We start from the raw sequence: 21195 nt of genomic DNA, 5'->3' as shown, positions 1-21195 counted from the left end.
ATGGCTCTCGAAAAAGACGATCCCGCGCGCGACATGCCCCTCGACGACGTCCGTGAGGCTATCGACCAGGTGGACCTGGAGCTTCTGGCCCTCCTCAACAAGCGGGCGGGCTACTCCATCGAGGTGGGCAGGCGCAAGGCCGACAGCGACGAGCCCGTGTTCAAGCCCTTCCGTGAGAAGGAAGTGCTGGAGAAACTCTCGCACCTGAACCCCGGCCCCATGCCCGACGAGCACCTGCGGGCCATCTACCGGGAAATAATGTCCAGCTCCAGGCGGCTCCAGCGCCGCCAGAAGGTGGCCTACCTGGGGCCCGAGGGAACCTTCTCCTCCTTCGCTGCGGTCTCCTACCTGGGCAAGAGCGCGGATTTCGAGCCGCGCAAGACCATCGACGAGGTCTTCGAGGCAGTGAGCCTGCGCGACGTGGAGCTTGGGGTCATTCCCCTGGAGAACTCCCTGCAGGGCACGGTGGGCCAGAGCCTGGACCTCTTTCTCAGGCACGAGGTGTTCATCCAGGCCGAGCTCTACTGCAAGATCAGCCACGCGCTCCTCTCCAAGGGGACGGACCTGACGCGCATCGAAGAGGTATACTCCCACCCGCAGCCCCTGGCCCAGTGCGGCGGCTGGCTCAAAGCGCATCTGCCCATGGCCCGCATCGTGCCCGCTGAATCGACAGCGGCTGCGGCGCGCCGGGTGATCTACAACCCCAAGGCCGCGGCCATCGGACACGTGAAGCTCTCCGAGATGCTGGGCTTAAACGTCCTGGCCAGCCGCATCGAGGACCTGCCCGACAACTGGACGCGCTTCCTGGTCATCGGGCCAGCCGAGACCAAGTCCGGCAACCGGGACAAGACCTCCATCCTGTTCACCCTGCCGGACAAGCCGGGCGCGCTCTCGGTGGTGCTCTCCAAACTGGCCGGGGCCGGGATCAACCTGACCAAGCTGGAGTCGCGCCCGCTGCGCGGCGAGAAGTGGAAGTACGTGTTCTTCGCCGACCTGCAATGCGACCTGGGTCGCGAGGAGTTCCAGAACATGCTGGTGGAGCTCCGCAACGAACTGCACTCCCTGCGCATTCTCGGGAGCTACCCGGCGGGGCCGCACCTGGACGTGTCGGGCTCGGCCGTGGTGGAAAGGGGATAGACATGCGCGACCTCATCGACATCAAGGCTCCGGCCTCCAAGTCCGTGTCGCACCGGGCCTTCATCTGCGCCTCCCTGGCAGACGGCGAGTCCCTGGTGGTGGACGCCCTGGAATCCGACGACCTGATCCGCACCCGACGCTGCCTGGCCGCCTGCGGGGCCTCCTTCAAGAGCACCGACCGGGGCTGGGAGATCACCGGCATCGGCGGACGCCCCAGGGGCGGCACCTCCGAACCGGCGGACTGCAACGTGGGCGAATCCGGCACCACCTGCCGCCTGCTCACGGCCGTGCTGGCCGCCGGGGAAGGGCTGTTCCGCATCCACGGCGAGGGCCGCATGCACGACCGGCCCATCGGCCAGCTCACCAGCGCCCTGGAACCGCTCGGGCCGCAGTTCCGGTGGGAGGGCAAGCCCGGCTACCCGCCCTTCGTGGTATCCACTTCCGGCCTCTCGGGCGGCGACGCCTCCATCTCGCTGGACGAGTCCAGCCAGTACCTGTCGGGCATCCTGCTGGCCTCGCCGCTGGCGGACAAGCCCATGCGGGTGGGCATCGGGGGGGACAAGGTGGTCTCCTGGCCGTACGTGTCGCTCACGCTCATGGCCATGGCCGACTTCGGCATCGACGTGGCCGTGCTGGCCCTGGAAGGCTCGGACTGGGTGCGCAAGCAGTTCACCGAGGTCTCGTCGGTGGTTCCGGGCAAGCTCGTCTTCGAGGTGAGCCCGGCCCGCTACAAGGCCCGCACCTACGTGGTGGAGGGCGACTGGTCCAACGCGTCCTACTTCCTGGCCGCCGGTGCCGTGGGGCCGCGTCCGGCGAGGCTTCGCGGACTGCGCCGGGATTCGCTCCAGGGCGACAAGGCCATCCTCGACATCCTGGCCTCCATGGGGGGCAAGGTGACCTGGGACCAGGACGGCGTGGTGGTGTCACCCGGCGACGGCGGCCTCACGGGCGTCGACGTGGACATGGGCCACTGCCCGGACCTGGTGCCCACGGTATGCGCCGTGGCCGCCCAGGCCAAGGGCGCGACCACCATCCGCAACGTGGCGCATCTGCGCATCAAGGAATCGGACCGCCTCCAGGCCTGCGCCGACGAGGTGCGCAAGGTCGGGGCCGAGGTGGTCACCTTCGAGGACGGGCTGACCATCACCCCCGGCCCCATCCGCAGGGACGAGGCGGTCAACTTCTGCACCTACGGCGACCACCGCATGGCCATGAGCATGGCCCTCATGGAGCTCGCCGGCATCGACGTGCGCCTGGACAGCCCGGCCTGCGTGGCCAAGAGCTTCCCGGGATTCTGGGATCAGTGGAGGCTCACGCGGTGATGCGGACACGAACGCAACGCATGCCCGGCGGCCCGGCCGTCTCCTCCGGACCGGTATCGAGGTGCGCACGGTGAGCAAGGCCCAGGCCATTCGCACGCTGACGGTGGTCGGGGCCGGCGGCAAGATGGGACGGCTTTTCGTGTCCCGCTGCCGCCGGGAGGGCCTGGCCTGCTTCGAGCTGGACGCGCCGCTGGAGAGCGAGGCTTCGCGCGAGGCGGCAAGTCGCGCCCTGCCACGCACGGATATGGTGCTGCTCTGCGTGCCCGCCCAGGCCATGGCCTCGGTGCTGGCGCAGCTTGGGCCGCTGATCCCGAAAGGCTCTGTCGTGGCGGACATCTGTTCGGTGAAGGTGCGTCCGCTGGAAGAAATGATGCTTCTGCATCCCGGTCCTGTGGTTGGCACGCACCCGCTGTTCGGCCCCAGGCCCGCCGAGGGCGAGGAGCTTCGGGTGGCTGTGTGCCCCGGCCGAAGCGAGGAAGCGGCGCGCCAGGTGGAGGAGCTGATGGCCAAGCTCGGCTTCGCACCGTTCCGCACCACGGCCGAGGAGCACGACCGGGCCATGGCCTACGTGCAGGGGCTCAATTTCGTGTCCACGGTGGCGTACCTGGCGGCCCAGGCCAGCCACGACGAGTTCGACCGGTTTCTCACTCCGTCGTTTCGCCGCAGGCTGGACGCGGCCAAGAAGCTGATCCTCGAGGACGCGGACCTGTTCCGCCTCATCTACGAGGCCAACCCGTTCAGCCTGGAGGCCGTGCGCTCCTACCGCAACTACCTGAACGTGGCCGCGGGCGGCGACCTGGAAGTGCTGGTGGAGCGGGCCAAGAGCTGGTGGAAGGACGAAACGCCCCGCCCGGGCGGCAAGGTTAACTAAGACGGGATTCCAAAGGGACTGGTCCCTTTGGCCGCCGGAGGCATCCTCCTCCCGGCCGTCCCGCCCAAGAAACGCGAAAAACCGCGAGACCGCCGGATGCCTCATCCTCCCCGGCGTCCCGCAATGAACGAAAGGACGCGCCATGATCGAGCTCATGCAGGAAGCCAAGTGGCTGCCCGCCGACGTGCAGACGCCCATCAGCCTCTATCTGGGGCTTGTGGGCGACAGGCCGGGCATACTCTTCGAGTCCGCCGAGGTGGACGGACGCCTCGGACGCTACTCGATCCTGGCCTGGGACTTCCGCCTGACGGCCAACTGCCAGGACGGCAAGCTCTCCCTGACCACCCGCGACGAGCGCCTGAAGCCCCTCGAGGAACTGAGCGGCCAGCCTTTCCTTACAGGCGTGCGCGAGCTGATGGCCGCCATCACCCTCACCCCGCCCGAGGGCTTCGAGGACCTGCCCGGCATCACGCGCGGCCTGTACGGCTATTTCGGCTACGGCTCGGCCGCGCTCTTTTCGCCCAAGGTGGCCAAGGTCATCCCGCCCAAGGACATGGACTGCACCCTGGTGCTGCCCGGCCATGTGGTGCTCTTCGACCACCTGCGCCACCGCTGCTGCCTCTTGTCGCTCGGCGGCGGCATGCGGCCCAAGCTGGACGCCTCGGCCGTGCTGCGCACCATGGACAAGGCCGAGATGGGCGGAGTGCTGCACCATCCGGGCGAGCAGGCCTTCCTGGCCGGGGTGCGCAAGGCCAAGGAGATGATCCACCAGGGCGAGTGCATCCAGGTGGTGCTCTCCAACCGCTTCCATGCGCCATTCTCGGGCGACCCCTTCGCCGTGTACCGCCGCCTGCGCCAGGTGAACCCCTCGCCCTACATGTTCTTCGTGAGGCTGCCGCGCGTGACGCTGGTGGGCTCCTCGCCGGAGTTTCTGGTGCGCTGCGTGAACGGCCAGCTCACCACCGCGCCCATCGCCGGGACCCGCCCGCGCGGGCGCGACGAGGCCGAGGATGAAGCTTTCGCCCAGGACCTGCTGGCCGACCCCAAGGAGCGCGCCGAGCACGTGATGCTCGTGGACCTTGGCCGAAACGACCTGGGCCGCATCGCCACCCCCGGCAGCGTCCGCGTGGAGAAATTCATGCAGGTGGAGAAGTTCTCCCACGTGCTGCACCTGACATCCTACGTCACGGCCCACCTCAAGGAGGGCTTGGACGCCCTCGACGTGATCGGCTCGGTTTTCCCGGCCGGCACCGTGAGTGGCGCGCCCAAGGTCCGGGCCATGGAGATCATCGCCGAGATCGAGACCATCTCGCGCGGGCCCTACGCCGGAGCCATCGGCTGGCTCGGCCTGGACAAGGGCCGCGTGGACCTGGACACCGGCATCCTCATCCGCTCCATGTGGTTCAAGGACGGCATGGTGCACTGGCAGACCGGGGCCGGGATCGTATTCGACTCCGACCCGGACAAGGAATGGCAGGAAGTGCACAACAAGGCCCGGGTGCTTGCCGAGGTTCTGGCCAAACAGGGAGATACCGATGTTTTTGCTCATAGATAATTTCGACTCGTTCACGTTCAACCTGGTGCAGTACTTCCAGCAGCTGGGGCACGAGCCGGTGGTCCTGACCAACGACGACCCCGAGGTGCTTTCTCTGGCCGAGTCCGGGAAGATCGAGAGATGCGTCATCTCTCCTGGGCCGAGCAGGCCGGAAAACGCCGGACTGTGCCTGGAGTTCCTGGGCAAGCTGCCCAAGAAGACGCCGGTTTTGGGCGTGTGCCTGGGCCACCAGATCCTGGGGCACTTCGCGGGCGCGCCTGTGGTGGTGGCGGACAGGATCATGCACGGAAAGACCAGCCTGGTGACCCACCGGGAGAGCGGGCTTTTCGAGGGCGTGCCCAACCCCATGGAAGTGTGCCGGTATCACTCGCTCTTGGTTCTTGCCCATAAGGCCCCGGAAAAGCTTGAGATCACGGCTTGGACCGACGAGAACGAGGTGATGGGCCTGAGGTGGAAGGACCGCCCCTGGGTGGGCGTGCAGTTCCATCCCGAGAGCGTGCTCACGCCGGACGGAATGCGGCTCTTAAAGAACTTTCCGGAGAAGATCGCCTAGGCGGGGACGGCCATGCCACTTTCCATCCGCAACATCTCCCCCGGCGACGAGGCCGCGAGCGAAACCACTCTGTGGAAGTACCTGACCTTCGAGAAGTTCCTGGACTTTCTTCTCATGAAGCGCCTGTATTTTCGCCGCGCGGACAAGCTCACCGACCCCTTCGAGTGCCTGGTGCCGCCCGAGGTGTGCATGGGCGACCCCGCCGACGGCACTCCCCAGGCCGAGCGTGAATTCCTGGCCGCCCACGAGAGTTACATCAACTCCGCGCGCACCAAGGTGTTCCTAAACTCCTGGCACACCAACGAGCACGAGTCCGAGGCCATGTGGAAGCTCTTCGGCGGCGCGGGGCACTCCCTCGCCATCCGCAGCACCCTGGGCCGCATCACCAGCCGGCTGGCCGGGCACGACCTCACCGCCGGGAAGGTCCTCTACAAGGACATGGTGCGCGACGATTGCGTCATCTCGGACATTTTCGACTTCGCCCTGCTCAAGCGCAAACCCTTCGAGCACGAGCGCGAGTTCAGGCTGATATTCATAAACGAGGGCGGGGACGACAACCCCCGCCTGCTGGACAGCTTCGGGCTGCACATTCCCGTGGAACCGGCGGACATCGTGGATAGGATCTACGTCTCGCCGCTCTCCGAGCCGTGGCAGTTCGAGCTGACCCAGTCCATCATTACGAGGCAGGGATTGTCCGACCGGCTCATCCGGTCCACCCTGTTCAATTTCCCGGGAATGAAACGGTAGCGGGCCGAGGCGCGCGCACCTGAAAAGACCATGCGGCGGCCCGCCCGCCGGTAAAGAAGGAGCAGTCTCCATGGAAGTCCTGGAACATCTGGCCATCGGCAAGAACCTGACCGAAGAGCAGGCGCTCGCGTCGTTTCGCGCCATGTACACGGGCGAGATGCCCGCGTCCTGCGTGGGGGCCTTCCTCATGGGCCTCAAGACCAAGGGTGAGACCGGCCTCGAGATCGCCTGCGGCGTGAAGGCCGCCCTGGAGCAGGCCCGCCTGGTGCCCGGCCTCACCGAGGACCGCATCGACACCTGCGGCACCGGCGGCGACAACACCTGCTCCTTCAACTGCTCCACCGCCGTGGCCCTGTACCTGGCCGCGCTCGGGCACAAGGTGGTCAAGCACGGCAACCGCTCCGTGTCCTCCACGTGCGGCTCGGCCGACGTCGTGGAATCGCTAGGCCTCGGCCTCACCGTGGAGCCCGAAAAGGTGGCCGCGCAGCTCAAAGAGCGCAATTTCGTCTTCCTCTTCGCCCCCAACTTCCACCCGGCCTTCAAGCGCATCATGCCCATCCGCAAGGAGCTGGGCGCGAGGACGCTCTTCAACCTCATGGGGCCGCTCTTGAACCCGGCCCGGCCCACCCACCAGCTTCTGGGCGTGCCCACCGCCGGATTCGTGCCGCTCATCGCCGAGGCCCTGGCCCTCACCGGCGTGCGCCGCGCCGCCGTGGTGCACGGCGCGGGCGGCTTCGACGAGCTCTCGCCCTTCGGCCCGGCTGAGGTGGTTTGGATACGCGACGGCTGGACCCGCCGCGAGACCCTGGACCCGCAGACGGTGGGCATCCCGCGCCACAAGCTCTCCGAGGTGGCCGTGGCCAGCAAGGACGAGGCCGTGGCCGTGCTCCTGGAGCTCCTGTCCGGCGACGGCCCCGAGGCCATGAAGGACATGCTGGCCCTGAACCTGGGCGCCTGCCTGCACCTGCTGGAGGACGGACTCACCCTCAACCAGGGTGTGGAGAAGGCCCGCGAGGCCGTGCGAGCCGGAGCCGCCGCCAAGTTCTGGGAAGGAAAGATCAATGCTTGAGAAGTTCCGCCAGGCCAAGGGCCCCGGCATCGAACGCCTGATCGCCCTCGAGGATGAAGGCCTCATGCCCGCTCCCTTCGGGGGCGAGCGTCCGGACTTCATCCGCGCACTCTGGGAGCACGCCCCCGGCGCGGTGATCGCCGAGTACAAGCGCGCCTCCCCCTCGCGCGGCGAGATCGACATGACGCTCACCCCGGAGCAGGTGGCCGCCGCCTACAGGGACGCCGGCGCCGCCGCCCTGTCCGTGCTCACCGAGGAGCACTACTTCAAGGGGAGCCTCGAATACCTCAGCCGCATGGCCGGGGCGGGGTTGCCCATGTTGCGCAAGGACTTCATCCTGCACCCCGTGCAGGTGATCGAGACCGCCGCCACCCCGGCTTCCGCGTTCCTGCTCATCGCGCGCATGAGCACGCAGGAGGAGCTGCGCGAGATGCTGGGGCTGGGCATGGCCTTCGAACTCCAGGCCGTGGTGGAGGTGTTCGACGAGGCCGACCTGGAAAAGGCCCAGGCCCTGGACCCGGAAATCATCCAGGTCAACAGCCGCGACCTGGACAAACTGACCACCGACCTGGCCGTGGCCGAGCGGCTGGCCAGGCACAAGCAGGAAGGCCAGATCTGGATCGCCGCCAGCGGGATCACCACGCCCGACGATCGCGAGCGCATGATCCAGGCCGGATACGACGCCGTGCTGGTGGGCACGTCGCTCATGAGCGGCGGCGACCCCGGCGCGGCCCTGAAGAAGCTGATGGGGAGAAACGGGTGATGCGAGGGGAACGGCGAAGAAGAAGCCTCCGGCGGCAGGACGCGAGCGCAAGGCGGACAGGAGGAAGCCTCCGGCGGCCAAAGGGCTCGCGCCCTTTGGAATCCCGTGCACGGGTCCGTTTGCGGCGCATGCGTGATGCGTTCGCTGCGGCGGACGGCGGCATGCGGGAGACGGCCGGGGGAACGCCTCCGGCGGCCAAAGGGACAAGTCCCTTTGGAAACCCGTATGGAGACGCGTCGTGAGCCGCCTGGTGAAAGTCTGCGGCATGACGTTACCCGAACAGGTCAAAGCCCTGGACGGCCTGGGCGTGGACCTGCTCGGCTTCATCTTCGCGGCCAAGAGCCCGCGAAGGGTCACGCCGGAGCACGTGGCGTCGATAGCACGCGGGCGGGCCAAGCGCGTCGGCGTGTTCGTTGAGCAGGACGCCGACGCGGTGAACCGGATCATGGAAGCGGCCGGGCTCGATTACGCCCAGCTCCACGCCGGGCAGGACGAGGCCTTCTGCCGGACAGTCGGCCACGAGCGGGTCATCAAGGTGTTCTGGCCGCAGCGGTATCTCGTTGTTGGTTCGCCCAACCCGATCGCGCAGGCCGGGACCGTGGACCCGGCCGCCGCACTCGAGGCTCTTGAGCGCGACATGGACCGTTTCACGCACTCCTGCGCCCTGATGCTGCTCGATTCGGGCACATCCGGCGGCGGCCACGGCAAGAGCCTCGATTTCGCCGCGCTCTCCGGGCTTCGCGCCCCGAAGCCGTGGCTCCTGGCCGGAGGGCTCTCCCCGGACAACGCGGCCCTGGCCCTGCGGGAAGCTCATCCCGCCGGACTGGACCTCAACTCCGGAGTCGAATCCTCTCCGGGCGTCAAAGACATTTCCAGAGTTACTCAAGCGCTACACATAATTAAAAGTTTTTGAAGGAGAGTCCAAAGAGGCAAACTTTTTTTCAAAAAGTTTCCTCTCTGGCCGCCGGAGGCAAATCCCCATGCAAAAAGGTTATTTCGGCAAATTCGGCGGGATGTTCGTTCCCGAACTGCTCATGCCGCCCCTCCTCGAAATCGAGCAGGCCATGAACACCATCGTCCCCAGCCAGGCCTTCCAGGCGGAATTCCAGTCCGTCCTGGAGGACTACGTGGGCAGGCCCTCTGCCCTGTACCGCTGCCCCAACCTCTCCAACAAACTCGGATTCAACCTCTGGCTCAAGCGCGAGGACCTGAACCACACGGGCGCGCACAAGATCAACAACGCCCTGGGCCAGGGGCTTTTGTGCAAGCACATGGGCAAGTCGGTGCTTCTGGCCGAGACGGGCGCGGGCATGCACGGCGTGGCCACGGCCACGGCCGCGGCCATGCTGGGCCTGGAGTGCGTGGTGTACATGGGGGCGACCGACGTGGTGCGCCAGTCCCACAACGTGCGCCGCATGGGCCTTCTCGGCGCCACTGTGGTGCCCATCGACTCCGGCACCCAGACCCTGAAGGACGCCATCAACGCGGCGCTGCGCCGCTGGATCGCGGACCAGCGCACCACCCACTACTGCTTCGGCACGGCGGCCGGGCCGCATCCGTTCCCGCAGCTGGTCCGCGAGTTCCAGGCCGTGATCAGCCGCGAGGCCAAGGCCCAGTTCATGCGCAAGATAGGCCGCCTGCCGGACTACGTGGTGGCCTGCGTGGGCGGCGGCTCCAACGCCATCGGGGCCTTCCACGAATTCGTTCCCCACACCGAGGTCAAGCTGGTGGGCGTCGAGGCCGCCGGCACCGGCGAGCCCGGCTGCGACAACTCCGCTCCGCTCAATCTGGGCACGCCGGGCGTGCTGCACGGGGCCATGAGCATGCTGCTGCAGACCCCGGAGGGCCAGATCATGCCCTCGCACTCCATCGCGCCGGGCCTGGACTATCCGGGCGTGGGCCCCGAGCACGCCGGGCTTCAGGACAGTGGGCGCGCCGCCTACGGCACCATCAACGACGGCCAAGCCCTGAACGCCTTCCACACCCTGTGCAGGACAGAAGGCATCATCCCGGCCCTTGAGAGCTCCCACGCGGTGGCCTGGGTGCTGGAAAACGCAGGCAGCATCCCCAAGGACAGCCACGTGATGGTCTGCCTGTCCGGGCGCGGCGACAAGGATATCGGCATCATCGAAGAGTACGAGAAGAAAGGGAAGGCATAGCAATGTCCATTCTTACAGAGCGCATACAGGCCGCCAACGCATCCGGCCGCAAGGCCGTCATCCCCTACCTGCCCGCCGGTTTCCCGGACGGCGCCCGCTTCTGGGACGAAATCGCCGCCCTGGACTCCGGAGGGGCCGACGTGATCGAGATCGGCGTGCCCTTCTCCGATCCGGTGGCCGACGGCCCTGTGGTGGAGAAGGCCAGCCTGGACTGCCTTACGCGCGGCGTGAACCTGGCCTGGATCCTTTCCGAGCTTCAAAAGCGCAAGGGCGGATTCAAGGCCGGTATCGTGCTCATGGGCTATTACAACCCCTTCCTGCAGTACGGCCTGGAAAAGCTCGGGCGCGACTGCGCCGCCGCCGGAGTGGCCGGGCTCATCATCCCGGACCTGCCCATCGAAGAGATGGGGCCCATCCGCGCGGCGCTCGAAGGCACGGGCGTGGAACTCGTCTGCCTGATCGGGCTGAACACTCCCAAGGAACGCCTGGCCATGTATGCCGAGGCGGCCAGGGGCTTCGTGTACTTCGTGTCCGTGCTGGGCACCACGGGCGTGCGCGAGAGCCTGCCCCAGGAGGTGCTGGCCAAGCTCGGCGAGGTGCGCCCCCTGTTCAAGGTGCCCGTCGCCCTGGGTTTCGGCATCTCGCGCCCGGAGCAGGTGGCCCCCTTCGGGGACCTGATCGACGCGGTGGTCATCGGCTCGGCGCTGATCAAGATGATCGACGCGGGCGGCGACGCGGCCAAGTTCATGGGAGGCTGGCTAAGCGGCGGCAAGTAGGGTTATGGAGGGGCACGGAGGTGCGCCATGATCCGTCGCATACCGGCGGCTACCCGCCACTACTCTGACTTCAACTGGCTGAGGACCTACTGGCTGTTCTCGTTCTCGGACTACTACGACCCGGACAACATCCAGTTCGGGGCCCTGCGCGTGTTCAACGACGACGTGGTGGCCCCGGGAACGGGCTTTCCCACCCACCCGCACCGGGAGATGGAGATCGTGACCATCCCGCTCTCGGGCGAGATCACCCATGCGGACTCCATGGGCAACCGCACGGTGATCAAGGCGGGCGAGGTGCAGCGCATGAGCGCGGGCACGGGGCTGACCCACTCCGAGTACAACCTGGGGCACGAACCGGCGCACTTTTACCAGATATGGTTCTTCCCGGACGTGCTGGGCGCCGAGCCCTCCTACGACCAGCGAGAGTTCGAGGAGGCGTCCTGGCACAACCACCTGCGCCCGGTGGCCTCGGGCCAGGGGATTCCCGGCGTGGTCACCTTCCAGACCGACGCCACCATCTACCGGGCGGCCCTGGACGCGGGCACCACCCTGCGCTTCGACTGCGACGAGTCGCGCCGGGTGTTCATCTACCTGGCGACCGGGCGGCTCACGGTGGACGACGTCATGGCCGTGCAGGGCGACCAGGTGCGGGTGGACCTGCAGACAGCGGTCATCCTCAAGGCCGTGGAGGAGACGGAGATCGTGCTCATAGACTCACCCTCCTGCAAGGGCTTCGGCTACGACGGGCGCACCCTCAGGGGAGTCGCGGCGCGCTAGGCTCACGCCCTCGGGAAACATGTTCGTGGTTCCCGGGGGCACAACCAATTTTCCCGGTTGCACCCACGATTCGTTCCGGTGGACCGCGAGGACACGATACCGGAATGTGGGTTTTTCTCATGCTGATCGCGGCCTTCAGCCAGGCCGTGAAGGATCTGTACCTGAAGCGCAGCGTCGCGGGGGTGGAAGCCCCGGTGGTGGTCTGGTCCTATTGCCTGACCACCACGCTCTTCCTTGCGCCCCTGGCCCTGCGGGAGGGAATCCCCGCCCTGGACGCGGGCTTCTGGACGGCTCTCGCGGTCACGGGGCCGCTCGCGTCGGTCACGCTCTCCTGCTACGTGCTGGCGCTGGAGTCGTCCGACCTTTCCCTGGCAGCGCCCATGCTCACGGCCACGCCGCTGTTTCTTCTGGCCACCTCGCCCATCATGCTGGGCGAGACCCCAGACCCGGCCGGGATCGTGGGCATCGTGTGCATCGTGGGCGGGTCGTACGTGTTGAACCTGGGCCATGCGCGTAGCGGGCTGCTGGGGCCTTTCCGGGCGCTGATGCGGGACAAGGGCGCGCGGCTCATGCTCCTGGTGGCCTTTCTGTGGTCGGTGTCGGCCAACATAGACAAGATCGGGCTGCTCCATTCATCCCCGCTCTTCTGGATCATGTGCGCCTTCGGCTTCACCACCGTCTGCCTGACCCCCATCGTCTGGATGCTCAGCAAGCGCGGCTTCGGGCAGGTGCGCCACAAGCCGCTGGAACTGGCGGCCACGGGATTCCTCGAGGCCGTGACCTGCACGGTGCAGATGTATTCGCTGACGGTGGCCATCGTGCCCTACGTGATCGCTGTGAAGCGCATGAGCGCCGTGTTCGCGGTGCTCCTGGGCTGGCTGATCCTGGGAGAGGGGCAGGTGCGCGAGCGCCTGTCCGGCGCGGCGCTCATGGTGCTGGGGGTTTTTCTCATCGCGCTTTTGGGCTAGGCTCAGCCCTGCGCGGCTCCACGGGGCTGCCGGGCAACAATTTGAAACCTTTCGACATCCGGGCCGCACATGTCCACTTCCCATCGCTTCCTTCCAGACCTTTCCCAGGACGAACTGGCCGCCAAACAGGCCGCCGGGCTCAACTGGACCCTCAACCACGCCTACGCCGGCAGCCCGGCCTACCGCAGGAAGCTCGCGGGCGCGGGATGGGAGCCGGGCATCGAGCTCGGCCTTGAGGACCTTCCGAGCCTGCCCTTCACCACCGTGGAGGACCTGCGCGAGGGCTATCCCCTGCCGCTTCTGTCCGTGCCCGAGGACCAAGTGGTGCGCGTGCACGCCTCCAGCGGCACCACGGGCAAGCGCAAGGTGCTGGCCTACACCCAGGCGGACATCGACACCTGGAAGCACATGTTCGCCCGCTGCTACGAGCTGGCCGGACTCACCACCCTGGACCGGGTGCAGATCGCGGTGGGCTACGGCCTGTGGACGGCCGGCGCGGGCTTCCAGCTGGGCTGCGAGCACTTCGGGGCCATGGCCGTGCCCGTGGGCCCCGGGAACATGGAGATACACCTGCAGCTCCTGGAGGACGTGAAGTCCACGGTGCTGTGCTCCACGGCGTCCATGGCGCTGCTCATGGCGGAGGAGGTGCAGAAGCGCCACCTGAAGGACAAGATCGCCCTCAAGCGGGCCATCTTCGGGGCCGAGACCCACTCCCCCAAGATGCGCGCCCGCTTCCAGGACATGCTGGGCATCGAGGAGAGCTTCGACATCGTGGGCATGACAGAGCTCTACGGCCCGGGCACCGGGCTCGAATGCCGGGCCCACGAGGGCGTCCACTACTGGGCGGACCTGTACATCCTGGAGATACTTGATCCGGAGACGCTTATGCCGGTGGCCCCCGGCGAGGTGGGCGAGATGGTGGTGACCACCCTCAAGAAGGAAGCCGCGCCGCTGATCCGCTACCGCACCCGGGATCTGACCCGGCTCATCCCGGGCCGGTGTTCCTGCGGGGTGAGCCTGCCGCGCCACGACAAGATCCTGGGCCGCTCCGACGACATGTTCATCTTCCGTGGCGTGAACATCTACCCCGGCCAGATCGCGGCCGTGATCGAGCATTTTCGGGAGCTGGGCAGCGAGTTCCGCATCCACCTGTTCCGCAAGGCGGGAAAGGACCAGATGCTCCTGCAGGTGGAGCGCCGCCCCGAGGTGGACGCGGCCTACGACCAGAACCTCTCCGAGTCCGTGAGCGAAGAGCTGCGCAAGCAGGTGATGGTGCGGGCCTGGGTGGAGGTGACGGGCCAGGGCGAGCTGCCCCGCAGCTTCGGCAAGACCAAGCGCGTGGTGGACGACCGCGAGGCGGGGGAGCAGGCCTAGGCGAAAGCCTTCCCTCTACCGTCCCGCGCCTTTGGCGGGTGGAAGCGTGCACACGTCGCGCACGAGCTCCCCGGCGAAGCGCAGGGCGTCGGCCTGCAGGGCCGAGGCGGTGACGGCCGGAACCTTGAGCGCGTCCAGAACGACCTTGACGCTCTTCCAGTCGGCCTGCTCCAGGCCCTCGGCCAGGGTCAGGAGCTCCCGTGCCTGGTTCTGCCCGCCCTTGAGGGCTTCAGCCAGCTCCGCTGTCAGGGGAAGGTCCTTTATGATCTCGTCCATGGGCTGGCCCAGCAGCGCATCGAGCAGCGAGAAAAGCCCCAGCACGAAAAGGGCGTCCGGGCGGGCCGGAGGCTCACGCAGCATGCGGCCCAGAAGCTCCAGGAACTTGGCCCGGCGCACGGACAAAAACACCAGTTCCTTGCCCTTGGGCGTGGGGTTCAGGTCGCTCATGAGCACGGCCTGGAGCCACTTGGAGAGGTTGCGCTGCCCCAGCACCATGATGGCCTGGCGGATGGAGTCGATGGCGTCGCGACGCCCGAACGAGGCCGAATTGATGTAGCGCAGCAGCCGGTAGGAGAGCGACAGGTCCGTCTCGATGATCCGGGAGACCTTGCCCGGGTCGAAATCCTCGTCGGCCAGCTCCTTCAAGAGCTTGAGCTTGCTCATCTCCGAGCTGGACATCTTGCGGCCCTGCACCAGCTCGGGCTTCTGGAAGAAGTACCCCTGGAAGAGCGAGAAGCCCATGTCCAGGGCCCGCAGGTGCATGGCCGCGTCCTCGACCTTCTCGGCCAGAAGCGTCCTCTTGCCCCCGCCGAGCTTGGCTGCCAGCCTGGGCAGGTCGCCGGGCGGCGTGCCCAGCACGTCCACCTTGACGATGTCGGCCACTTCCAAAAACGGGGCGTGCTCGGGCTGGCCCACGAAGTCGTCCAGGGCCAGGGTGTAGCCCGCGTGCTTGAGCTTGCCCAGGGCGGCCAGAATTTCGGGCGAGGGGGTGACGGTCTCCAGAATCTCGATGACGCAGCTCTCGGGCGGCAGGGCGAAGCCGAAGCCAGCCAGCAGGAGCTTCTCCGGGAAGTTGACCAGGGTCTTCTCGCCAGGCGCAAGCCCGGTGCGGCCAAGGGTCACCCCGTCGGCAATGACCTGGGAGGTGGCCATGTCGCCGTCGGCGAAACTGGCCTCGCCCGCTTCGCCGGCGTGGCGGTAGAGCAGCTCGTACCCCCAGACCTTCATCTTCGTGTCGAAGATGGGCTGGCGGGCCACGAACACCTGCTCCTGAAAGCCTTCGCCTTTTGCCTTGTATTCAGCGGAATCCATGATCCCTCGCGAATTCGCTACGCCTCTTGCCAACCTTGGGCCTGAAAAGACGCCGGAAGTCAAATCACGTTTCCCCTGGTCGCGCCCGGCAAGGCAGGGACCTGAACGTGAAGAGTGCCACCAGCTCCTTCAGGCGACTTCAACCGCGATCCGCGCGGGAAGGCTCCGATGTCGAGCCCCTAGGGCATGAAGGGCGACAGGGCCAGGCCCTCGCCCATGTCCAGGCCCAGCATCAGGTTGGCGCAGGCCAGGGCCTGTCCGGACGCGCCCCGGCACACGTTGTCGATGGCCGAGCAGATGATGAGCCGGTCCGTGCGCGGATCGACCACGAGGCCGATGTCGCAGAACATGGTCCCCCGCACGAAGCGCGTCTCGGGCAGCTTGCCCGAGGGCAGCACCCGCACCCAGCCGTGGTCGGCGTAGTGGCGCTCGTAGACCCCGCGCACGCCCTCCTGGGTCACGCCGCCCTTGAGCTTGGCGTAGATGGTGGAGAGAATGCCCCGGTCGATGGGCAGGATGTGCGGGTTGAAGGACACGGTCATGTCGCGTCCGGCCACGAAGCCCAGCTCCTGCTCGATTTCGGGGGTGTGGCGGTGCTTGGCCAGCGAGTAGGCCCGGAAGGAGTCGTGGATCTCGCAGAAGAGCGTGGCCGTGCCCGGCTTGCGCCCGGCCCCGGAAGCGCCGGACTTGGAGTCGCACACGATGTCCTCGGGGTCGATGAGCCCGGCGGCCAGGGCGGGCCAGAGCCCCAGAATCACCGACGTGGGGTAGCAGCCGGGGTTGGCGATGAGCCGGGCCTTGGCGATCTTGTCGGCGTAGCGCTCGGGTAGGCCGTACACGGCTTCGTCGATGAGGGCCGGATGGCGGTGCTGCAGGGCGTACCACTGGGCGTAGACCGAGGGGTCGCGCAGGCGGAAGTCGGCGGAGAGGTCCACCACCCGCAGGCCGGCGGCCAACAGTTCGGCGGCGGTATCCATGGCCGCCCCGTGGGGCACGGCCAGAAACACCAGCTGGCAGGACTCCGCCAGGTCCTTGGGGTCGGGCTCGGTCAGGACCAGCTTGCCCAGGCGGGTGCCCTGCACGAACGGATAGATCTCGGACAGGGGCTTACCCGCGTCCGTGCGCGAGGTGGCCCGCACCAGTTCGAGCGAGGGGTGCACGGCCAGCAGCCTGGCCAGTTCCATGCCTGTGTAGCCGGTGACGCCCACCAGCCCGACGGGAATCCTGGACATGATATCTCTCCTCGTGTCCGCCACGGAAAGCGCGGGGCGCTCGTCCGCCGGCGATACGGTCACGTTCCTGTCATCGCGCCCAGGCTTGCCCGGACGCGCGAAAACGCGGCGTCAGCCGTTCTTGCGCACGCACAGCATGCGCAGGTGCCCCAGGATGTCGGCCACCTGCTTGGCCTCGTCCGCGGTCAGATTGCCCTTGGTCTTCTCTTCCAGCATGGCCAGGGTGTCGATGGTGTGCTTGGCCAGGGGGATGTTCACGGCCACCTGGCCGGACTCGGGCTCGGGCATCTCGCCCAGGTGCACCATGGCCGCCGAGGCCAGGGAATAGACGAAGGTGGTGAACTCCACCTGGGGCAGACAGATTCCGGCGTAGTCGGCCTGCCCGTCGGGGCAGTCGCCGCACTTGTTGTCCTGGTTCATGGGACGCTCCTCGGGATGCTTCTTCTACTTGGCCGGCGGGCCGGATTCCATGGCCTTGGCGTAGGCGTTCATGGCCTGCTCCAGCACGTCCGGGCAGCCCACGAAGCCGCCCGAGGCCGTGAACGCGGCCCGGAAGGCGGCGAGCCCGGCCAGCACGTCGCCGAAATCCACATGGCCCATGTGGCCCAGGCGCACCACCTGGTCCTTCATATGACCCTGCCCGGCGGCCAGTACCACTCCATAATCATTGGCGGCGGCCTTGACCACGGCCGAGCCGTCCACGCCCAGCGGCATGCGGATGGCCGTGAGCCCCCAGGTGAAACGGTCCTTGGCCAAGAGTTCCAGGCCCATGGCCGCAGCCCCAGCCCGGGCCATCATGGTCAGGGCCCACTGCTTGCGGAAGAGGTTCTCCAGGCCGAACTCCTGAAAGAGCTTCAAACTCTCGCGCAGGCCCACCAGAAGGCCCACCGAGGAGGTGAACATGGTCTGGTTCTTGGCGATCTTCTCGCGCTCGCCCATAAGCTGGAAATAGAAGTTGGACGGCCGGACCTTGGCGCACTTGGCCCAGGCCTTGTCCGAGCAGGCGATGAAGGCCAAGCCAGGCGGCAGCATGAGCCCTTTCTGGGAGCCCGTGAGCAGGCAGTCCAGCTCCCATTCGTCCATGGGGCATGGGGAAATGCCCACGGCCGAGATGCCGTCCACCACCAGGAGCACGTCGCGCCCCCCGATCCCCCCGGTGACCTGGGCCAGCTCCTTCACCGGGTGCAGGACGCCCGTAGAAGTCTCGGAGGCCTGCACGCACACGCCCTTGATCCCGGGGTCGGCGTCGAGAGCCGCGCGCACGGCCTCGGGGTCCACGGCGGTGCCCCACTCCACGGGCATGCGTACGGCCACCTGGCCGTGCATGTCGCAGATTTCTCCCCAGCGCTCGCCGAACTTGCCGCCCTCGATGCACAGAATCTTCTCGCCGGGGGCGAACAGGTTGGTGACGGCGGCGGCCATGGCCCCGGTGCCGGAGCACGACAGGGGCATGACTTCCTGGGAGGTCCCGAACAGGTATTTGAGCCCGGCGCGCACGTCCTGCATCACGGGCAGGAAGGCGGGCTTGCGGTGGTGGACCATGTCCCGGGCCATGGCCAGGCGCACCTCTTCGGGCAGGGGCGTGGGGCCGGGAGTGAGCAGTCTTTGTTTGTTGAGCATGGATGACGTCCTCGCTGGCGAGGTTTTACACAAAAGCCCGCCAAAGCGCATCCGCTTTATGCAAGTGGTCCGAAAAAGGCATTTTTTGATACACTTCCGGGACCCCTTCCGGTATGCATACGCCTGAACCCTTTTTTGGAGCATGCCATGACCACCAAGATAATCGCCACCCTGGGCCCGGCCTCCATGTCGCGCGAATCCATCAAGGCGCTGGCCCTGGCCGGCGCCAGCATCTTCAGGCTGAACTTCTCCCATTCCGTGGCCGCGGACTTCGAGCCCATCATCAAGATCATCCGGGACGTGGAGTCGGAACTGGGCAAGCCGCTCACCGCCCTGGGCGACCTGTGCGGCCCCAAGACCCGCATCGGCGAGATCGAGAACGCCCCCCGCCAGGTGGACAAGGGGCAGATCCTGCGCCTTGGCCTGCCGGGTGAAAACCCGGGCCAGGAAGGGCTCTTCGTGCCGCTGGACGTGCCCGCGCTGCTGGCCGGACTCGAGCCGGGCATGCCAGTGAACCTCTCCGACGGCATGCTCCAGTTCACCGTCACCCGGGCCGTCAAGCAGGACCGCCTCTACGAGATGGTGGCCCTGAACGCGGGCGTGCTCTCCTCGCGCAAGGGCATCGCCTTCCCCGGCAAGCACCACTCCCTGCCCGCCCTCACCGAAAAGGACATCAAGGACCTGCACGAGGGCCTGGAAATTGGGCTCAACGCCGTGGCCATCTCCTTCGTGCAGAACGGCGAGGACATCCGCCACATCAAGAACGAGATAAAAAAGCACGACGTCTGGGTGCCGGTGGTGGCCAAGCTGGAGCGCCAGAACGCCGTGGACCGCCTGGACGAGATCCTGGCCCTCACCGACGTGGTCATGGTGGCCCGGGGCGACCTGGGCACCGAATGCCCCATCGCGGAGCTCCCCATCATCCAGAAGAAGATCATCCGGGCCTGCCGCCACGCCCAGAAACCGGCCATCGTGGCCACCCAGATGCTCCTCTCCATGGTCAAGAACCCCATCCCCACCCGGGCCGAATCCACCGACGTGGCCAACGCCATCATGGACGGGGCCGACTGCGTCATGCTCTCCGAGGAGACCGCCGTGGGCGATTTCCCGGTCAAGGCCGTGGAGTACATGCGCGAAATCTCCGACAACGCCGTGGACTACTACCTGGAGCGCATCCAGGGGCCGTATGCGCCGAAAAGGGAAAAGAATCCCGCCAAGTACCTGGCCTACGCCGCCTGCATCCTGGCCGACAACGCCGAGTCCAAGGCCCTGGTGAGCCACTCGCTCTCGGGCTCCACGGCGCGGCTACTGTCCTCGCGCCGCCCCAACCTGCCCATCTACGCCCTCACGCCCGACGAGCGGGTCATCCACTACATGAACTTCGTCTGGGGCGTGCAGCCCAGGATCATCGAGGCCACCAACGAGAGCCACATGAAGCGCGCCGAGAAGTTCGTGGCCGAATGCGAGGATTTCAAGCATGGCGAGTCCGTGGCCATCACCGCCGGCCAGCCCACCCCGGGCCAGACCGAGCGGTTCACCAACCAGATCAAGCTGTATTACAAGTAGAGAGGAAGAGAAGAGCCTCCGGCGGGCAGAGAGGGCGCTGCCCTCTCTGCACTCTCCCGCCAAAGGAACTTCGCTCCTTTGGAATCCTGTATCGCTTCGCGGGTATCGCAGTGAGCTTCGGGCAGTGCCAAGGTGCCGCGCATGAACATTACTCTTCTGGAACAGAGGCTCGTGGAAGCGAACATCTTCCGGGCCATGTACGCAACCCTGTCCGAAACGCTGGGCCAACAGGCCGCCCTGGGGGCGGTGATCCAGGCCGCGAAATCCCTGGCCGCCCAGGCCGGGCGAGCCTTCGCCGCCTGCGCCCCGCCGGAGGACGGCGGCCCCGGTTTCGAACACTTCAAGACCGTGCTCGAACTGTGGAGCGGAACCGGGGCGCTCACGATCGAAAACGTCCGCGCCGACGGGAAGGAGCTCTCCTTCGAGGTGACCCGCTGCACCTACGTGGAGAAATACCGCGAGATGGGACTGCCCGAGGAGCTTGTCGCGACCATCTCCTGCTGCCGCGACGAGCCCTTCGCCAAGGCCTACAGCGGACACATCTCCATGGCGCGCTCGGATACCATCGGAGAAGGGGCCGACCGCTGCCGCTTCCGATTCACCTGGAGGGATTGATGTCTGCCCGTGCCGTGATTTTTGACTTGGACGGAACCCTGCTGGACACCCTGGAAGACTTGGCCGACGCGGGCAACAACGTCCTGGCCGCGCTGGGCTATCCCACGCACCCCATGGAAAGCTACAAGCAGTTCGTGGGCGACGGGGTAGCCATGCTCGTGCGCCGCGCCCTGCCCGAAGACGCCCAGCACGACTTCGACCGGGCTCTCGAGCGCATGCGCGAGGAATACGCCACCCACTGGAAGGTGAAGACCCGCCCCTACCCTGGCATCGCCGAGATGCTGGATGCGCTGGTGGCGAAGGGGGTGCCGCTCAGCGTGCTGTCGAACAAGCCCGACAAGTTCTGCCAGCTGACCATGGAGCACTTCTTTTCGCGCTGGCCCTGGGCCGCCGTGATGGGCGAGTCGGAAAAATACCCGCGCAAGCCCGATCCCACGGGGGCGAAAGCCATCGCCGAAAAGCTCGGCATCCCGCCGGGGGATTTTTTGTTTTTGGGCGATTCGCCCATGGACGTGAAGTGTGCGCTGGGCGCGGGGATGACGCCGGTGGGGGCCACCTGGGGGTTTAGGGAGCGGGCGACGCTTGAGGCAGCCGGAGGAAAGGTGTTCATTGACCGGCCGCAGGAGCTGTTGAGGCTAATATAATCGCAGCTCACAACGGATGATCTTCACTTCCTCGACAGGATAATCGCGAGCACACCCCATAACACGAAGAAGCAAATGCATGCCAAAAACGTCCCCAAAAACAAACAAACGTATTTGTACATACTTGACTTATATC

At 66.7% G+C, this 21195-nt stretch carries 21 protein-coding genes; 17 read left to right on the top strand and 4 right to left on the bottom strand.

What is annotated here, in order from left to right:
* From pheA to ML540_RS08895, 14 genes are all read left to right on the top strand, one after another.
* Window positions 1–1137 carry a prephenate dehydratase gene (gene pheA, locus ML540_RS08960; protein WP_243360116.1) on the top strand — a complete coding sequence of 379 codons (1137 nt, stop codon included), beginning with the start codon at window positions 1–3 and terminating at the stop codon, window positions 1135–1137.
* Between the two features lie 2 nt (window positions 1138–1139).
* Window positions 1140–2459 (top strand): 3-phosphoshikimate 1-carboxyvinyltransferase, encoded by a 1320-nt coding sequence (gene aroA, locus ML540_RS08955; protein ID WP_243360115.1) that lies wholly within the window; start codon window positions 1140–1142, stop codon window positions 2457–2459.
* A gap of 70 nt (window positions 2460–2529) precedes the next feature.
* Window positions 2530–3330, top strand: coding sequence for a prephenate dehydrogenase/arogenate dehydrogenase family protein (locus tag ML540_RS08950; RefSeq protein ID WP_243360114.1), 801 nt, complete (start codon window positions 2530–2532; stop codon window positions 3328–3330).
* Between the two features lie 142 nt (window positions 3331–3472).
* Complete coding sequence (locus ML540_RS08945; RefSeq protein ID WP_243360113.1) at window positions 3473–4885, top strand: anthranilate synthase component I family protein; 1413 nt, start codon at window positions 3473–3475, stop codon at window positions 4883–4885.
* Entirely contained in the window at window positions 4866–5438 is a 573-nt protein-coding gene (locus ML540_RS08940; protein WP_243360112.1) for an anthranilate synthase component II, read from the top strand. The genes ML540_RS08945 and ML540_RS08940 overlap by 20 nt, the downstream gene beginning before the upstream one ends.
* Before the next feature lie 12 nt (window positions 5439–5450).
* Window positions 5451–6185, top strand: coding sequence for a hypothetical protein (locus ML540_RS08935; RefSeq protein WP_243360111.1), 735 nt, complete (start codon window positions 5451–5453; stop codon window positions 6183–6185).
* A gap of 70 nt (window positions 6186–6255) precedes the next feature.
* Window positions 6256–7254 carry an anthranilate phosphoribosyltransferase gene (trpD, locus tag ML540_RS08930; RefSeq protein WP_243360110.1) on the top strand — a complete coding sequence of 333 codons (999 nt, stop codon included), beginning with the start codon at window positions 6256–6258 and terminating at the stop codon, window positions 7252–7254.
* Window positions 7247–8017 (top strand): indole-3-glycerol-phosphate synthase, encoded by a 771-nt coding sequence (locus ML540_RS08925; RefSeq protein ID WP_243360109.1) that lies wholly within the window; start codon window positions 7247–7249, stop codon window positions 8015–8017. The genes trpD and ML540_RS08925 overlap by 8 nt, the downstream gene beginning before the upstream one ends.
* A gap of 247 nt (window positions 8018–8264) precedes the next feature.
* Window positions 8265–8930, top strand: a complete 666-nt coding sequence (locus ML540_RS08920) for a phosphoribosylanthranilate isomerase (protein ID WP_243360856.1) — start codon at window positions 8265–8267, stop codon at window positions 8928–8930.
* Between the two features lie 67 nt (window positions 8931–8997).
* Window positions 8998–10176, top strand: coding sequence for a tryptophan synthase subunit beta (gene trpB, locus ML540_RS08915; RefSeq protein ID WP_243360108.1), 1179 nt, complete (start codon window positions 8998–9000; stop codon window positions 10174–10176).
* Window positions 10173–10952 (top strand): tryptophan synthase subunit alpha, encoded by a 780-nt coding sequence (trpA, locus tag ML540_RS08910; protein ID WP_243360853.1) that lies wholly within the window; start codon window positions 10173–10175, stop codon window positions 10950–10952. The genes trpB and trpA overlap by 4 nt, the downstream gene beginning before the upstream one ends.
* A 27-nt stretch (window positions 10953–10979) precedes the next feature.
* The gene (locus tag ML540_RS08905) at window positions 10980–11729 is read left to right on the top strand and encodes a pirin family protein (protein ID WP_243360107.1); all 750 of its coding nucleotides are present in this window, start codon (window positions 10980–10982) and stop codon (window positions 11727–11729) included.
* Between the two features lie 104 nt (window positions 11730–11833).
* Window positions 11834–12697 (top strand): EamA family transporter, encoded by an 864-nt coding sequence (locus ML540_RS08900; protein ID WP_243360106.1) that lies wholly within the window; start codon window positions 11834–11836, stop codon window positions 12695–12697.
* Window positions 12698–12766: 69 nt separating this feature from the next.
* Window positions 12767–14071: a phenylacetate--CoA ligase family protein gene (locus ML540_RS08895; protein WP_243360105.1), complete on the top strand. Its 1305-nt coding sequence runs from the start codon at window positions 12767–12769 to the stop codon at window positions 14069–14071.
* Between the two features lie 15 nt (window positions 14072–14086).
* Here the strand turns inward: ML540_RS08895 and ML540_RS08890 are convergent, their stop codons facing one another.
* From ML540_RS08890 to ML540_RS08875, 4 genes are all read right to left on the bottom strand, one after another.
* Complete coding sequence (locus tag ML540_RS08890) at window positions 14087–15382, bottom strand: EAL and HDOD domain-containing protein (RefSeq protein ID WP_243360103.1); 1296 nt, start codon at window positions 15380–15382, stop codon at window positions 14087–14089.
* 179 nt (window positions 15383–15561) lie between these two features.
* Window positions 15562–16614, bottom strand: a complete 1053-nt coding sequence (gene argC, locus ML540_RS08885) for an N-acetyl-gamma-glutamyl-phosphate reductase (protein ID WP_243360101.1) — start codon at window positions 16612–16614, stop codon at window positions 15562–15564.
* Window positions 16615–16725: 111 nt separating this feature from the next.
* On the bottom strand, window positions 16726–17034 hold the full coding sequence (locus tag ML540_RS08880) for a DUF1844 domain-containing protein (RefSeq protein ID WP_243360099.1): 309 nt from the start codon (window positions 17032–17034) through the stop codon (window positions 16726–16728).
* 24 nt (window positions 17035–17058) lie between these two features.
* The gene (locus ML540_RS08875) at window positions 17059–18234 is read right to left on the bottom strand and encodes a pyridoxal-phosphate-dependent aminotransferase family protein (RefSeq protein WP_243360097.1); all 1176 of its coding nucleotides are present in this window, start codon (window positions 18232–18234) and stop codon (window positions 17059–17061) included.
* 147 nt (window positions 18235–18381) lie between these two features.
* On the opposite strand from ML540_RS08875, the gene pyk reads away from it, so the two are divergent.
* The 3 genes from pyk (at window position 18382) to ML540_RS08860 (ending at window position 21059) form a co-directional block, all read left to right on the top strand.
* The gene (gene pyk / locus ML540_RS08870) at window positions 18382–19800 is read left to right on the top strand and encodes a pyruvate kinase (protein ID WP_243360095.1); all 1419 of its coding nucleotides are present in this window, start codon (window positions 18382–18384) and stop codon (window positions 19798–19800) included.
* 141 nt (window positions 19801–19941) lie between these two features.
* Window positions 19942–20415, top strand: coding sequence for an L-2-amino-thiazoline-4-carboxylic acid hydrolase (locus ML540_RS08865; protein ID WP_243360094.1), 474 nt, complete (start codon window positions 19942–19944; stop codon window positions 20413–20415).
* Complete coding sequence (locus ML540_RS08860) at window positions 20415–21059, top strand: HAD family hydrolase (protein WP_243360093.1); 645 nt, start codon at window positions 20415–20417, stop codon at window positions 21057–21059. The genes ML540_RS08865 and ML540_RS08860 overlap by 1 nt, the downstream gene beginning before the upstream one ends.
* The last annotated feature ends 136 nt before the right edge of the window (window positions 21060–21195 follow it).

This window comes from Fundidesulfovibrio terrae (assembly GCF_022808915.1).
Classification (GTDB): Bacteria; Desulfobacterota; Desulfovibrionia; order Desulfovibrionales; family Desulfovibrionaceae; genus Fundidesulfovibrio; species Fundidesulfovibrio terrae.
The sequence above is the reverse complement of the archived record's forward strand: the minus strand, read 5'-3'. Positions and strand labels throughout refer to the sequence as shown.

Coding starts and splice junctions, on each gene's coding strand:
- pheA (WP_243360116.1), top strand. CDS start 1: ATGGCTCTCGAAAAAGACGATCCCGCGCGCGACATGCCCCTCGACGAC.
- aroA (WP_243360115.1), top strand. CDS start 1,140: ATGCGCGACCTCATCGACATCAAGGCTCCGGCCTCCAAGTCCGTGTCG.
- ML540_RS08945 (WP_243360113.1), top strand. CDS start 3,473: ATGATCGAGCTCATGCAGGAAGCCAAGTGGCTGCCCGCCGACGTGCAG.
- ML540_RS08940 (WP_243360112.1), top strand. CDS start 4,866: ATGTTTTTGCTCATAGATAATTTCGACTCGTTCACGTTCAACCTGGTG.
- ML540_RS08935 (WP_243360111.1), top strand. CDS start 5,451: ATGCCACTTTCCATCCGCAACATCTCCCCCGGCGACGAGGCCGCGAGC.
- trpD (WP_243360110.1), top strand. CDS start 6,256: ATGGAAGTCCTGGAACATCTGGCCATCGGCAAGAACCTGACCGAAGAG.
- ML540_RS08925 (WP_243360109.1), top strand. CDS start 7,247: ATGCTTGAGAAGTTCCGCCAGGCCAAGGGCCCCGGCATCGAACGCCTG.
- trpB (WP_243360108.1), top strand. CDS start 8,998: ATGCAAAAAGGTTATTTCGGCAAATTCGGCGGGATGTTCGTTCCCGAA.
- ML540_RS08905 (WP_243360107.1), top strand. CDS start 10,980: ATGATCCGTCGCATACCGGCGGCTACCCGCCACTACTCTGACTTCAAC.
- ML540_RS08900 (WP_243360106.1), top strand. CDS start 11,834: ATGTGGGTTTTTCTCATGCTGATCGCGGCCTTCAGCCAGGCCGTGAAG.
- ML540_RS08895 (WP_243360105.1), top strand. CDS start 12,767: ATGTCCACTTCCCATCGCTTCCTTCCAGACCTTTCCCAGGACGAACTG.
- ML540_RS08890 (WP_243360103.1), bottom strand. CDS start 15,382: ATGGATTCCGCTGAATACAAGGCAAAAGGCGAAGGCTTTCAGGAGCAG.
- argC (WP_243360101.1), bottom strand. CDS start 16,614: ATGTCCAGGATTCCCGTCGGGCTGGTGGGCGTCACCGGCTACACAGGC.
- ML540_RS08880 (WP_243360099.1), bottom strand. CDS start 17,034: ATGAACCAGGACAACAAGTGCGGCGACTGCCCCGACGGGCAGGCCGAC.
- ML540_RS08875 (WP_243360097.1), bottom strand. CDS start 18,234: ATGCTCAACAAACAAAGACTGCTCACTCCCGGCCCCACGCCCCTGCCC.
- pyk (WP_243360095.1), top strand. CDS start 18,382: ATGACCACCAAGATAATCGCCACCCTGGGCCCGGCCTCCATGTCGCGC.
- ML540_RS08865 (WP_243360094.1), top strand. CDS start 19,942: ATGAACATTACTCTTCTGGAACAGAGGCTCGTGGAAGCGAACATCTTC.
- ML540_RS08860 (WP_243360093.1), top strand. CDS start 20,415: ATGTCTGCCCGTGCCGTGATTTTTGACTTGGACGGAACCCTGCTGGAC.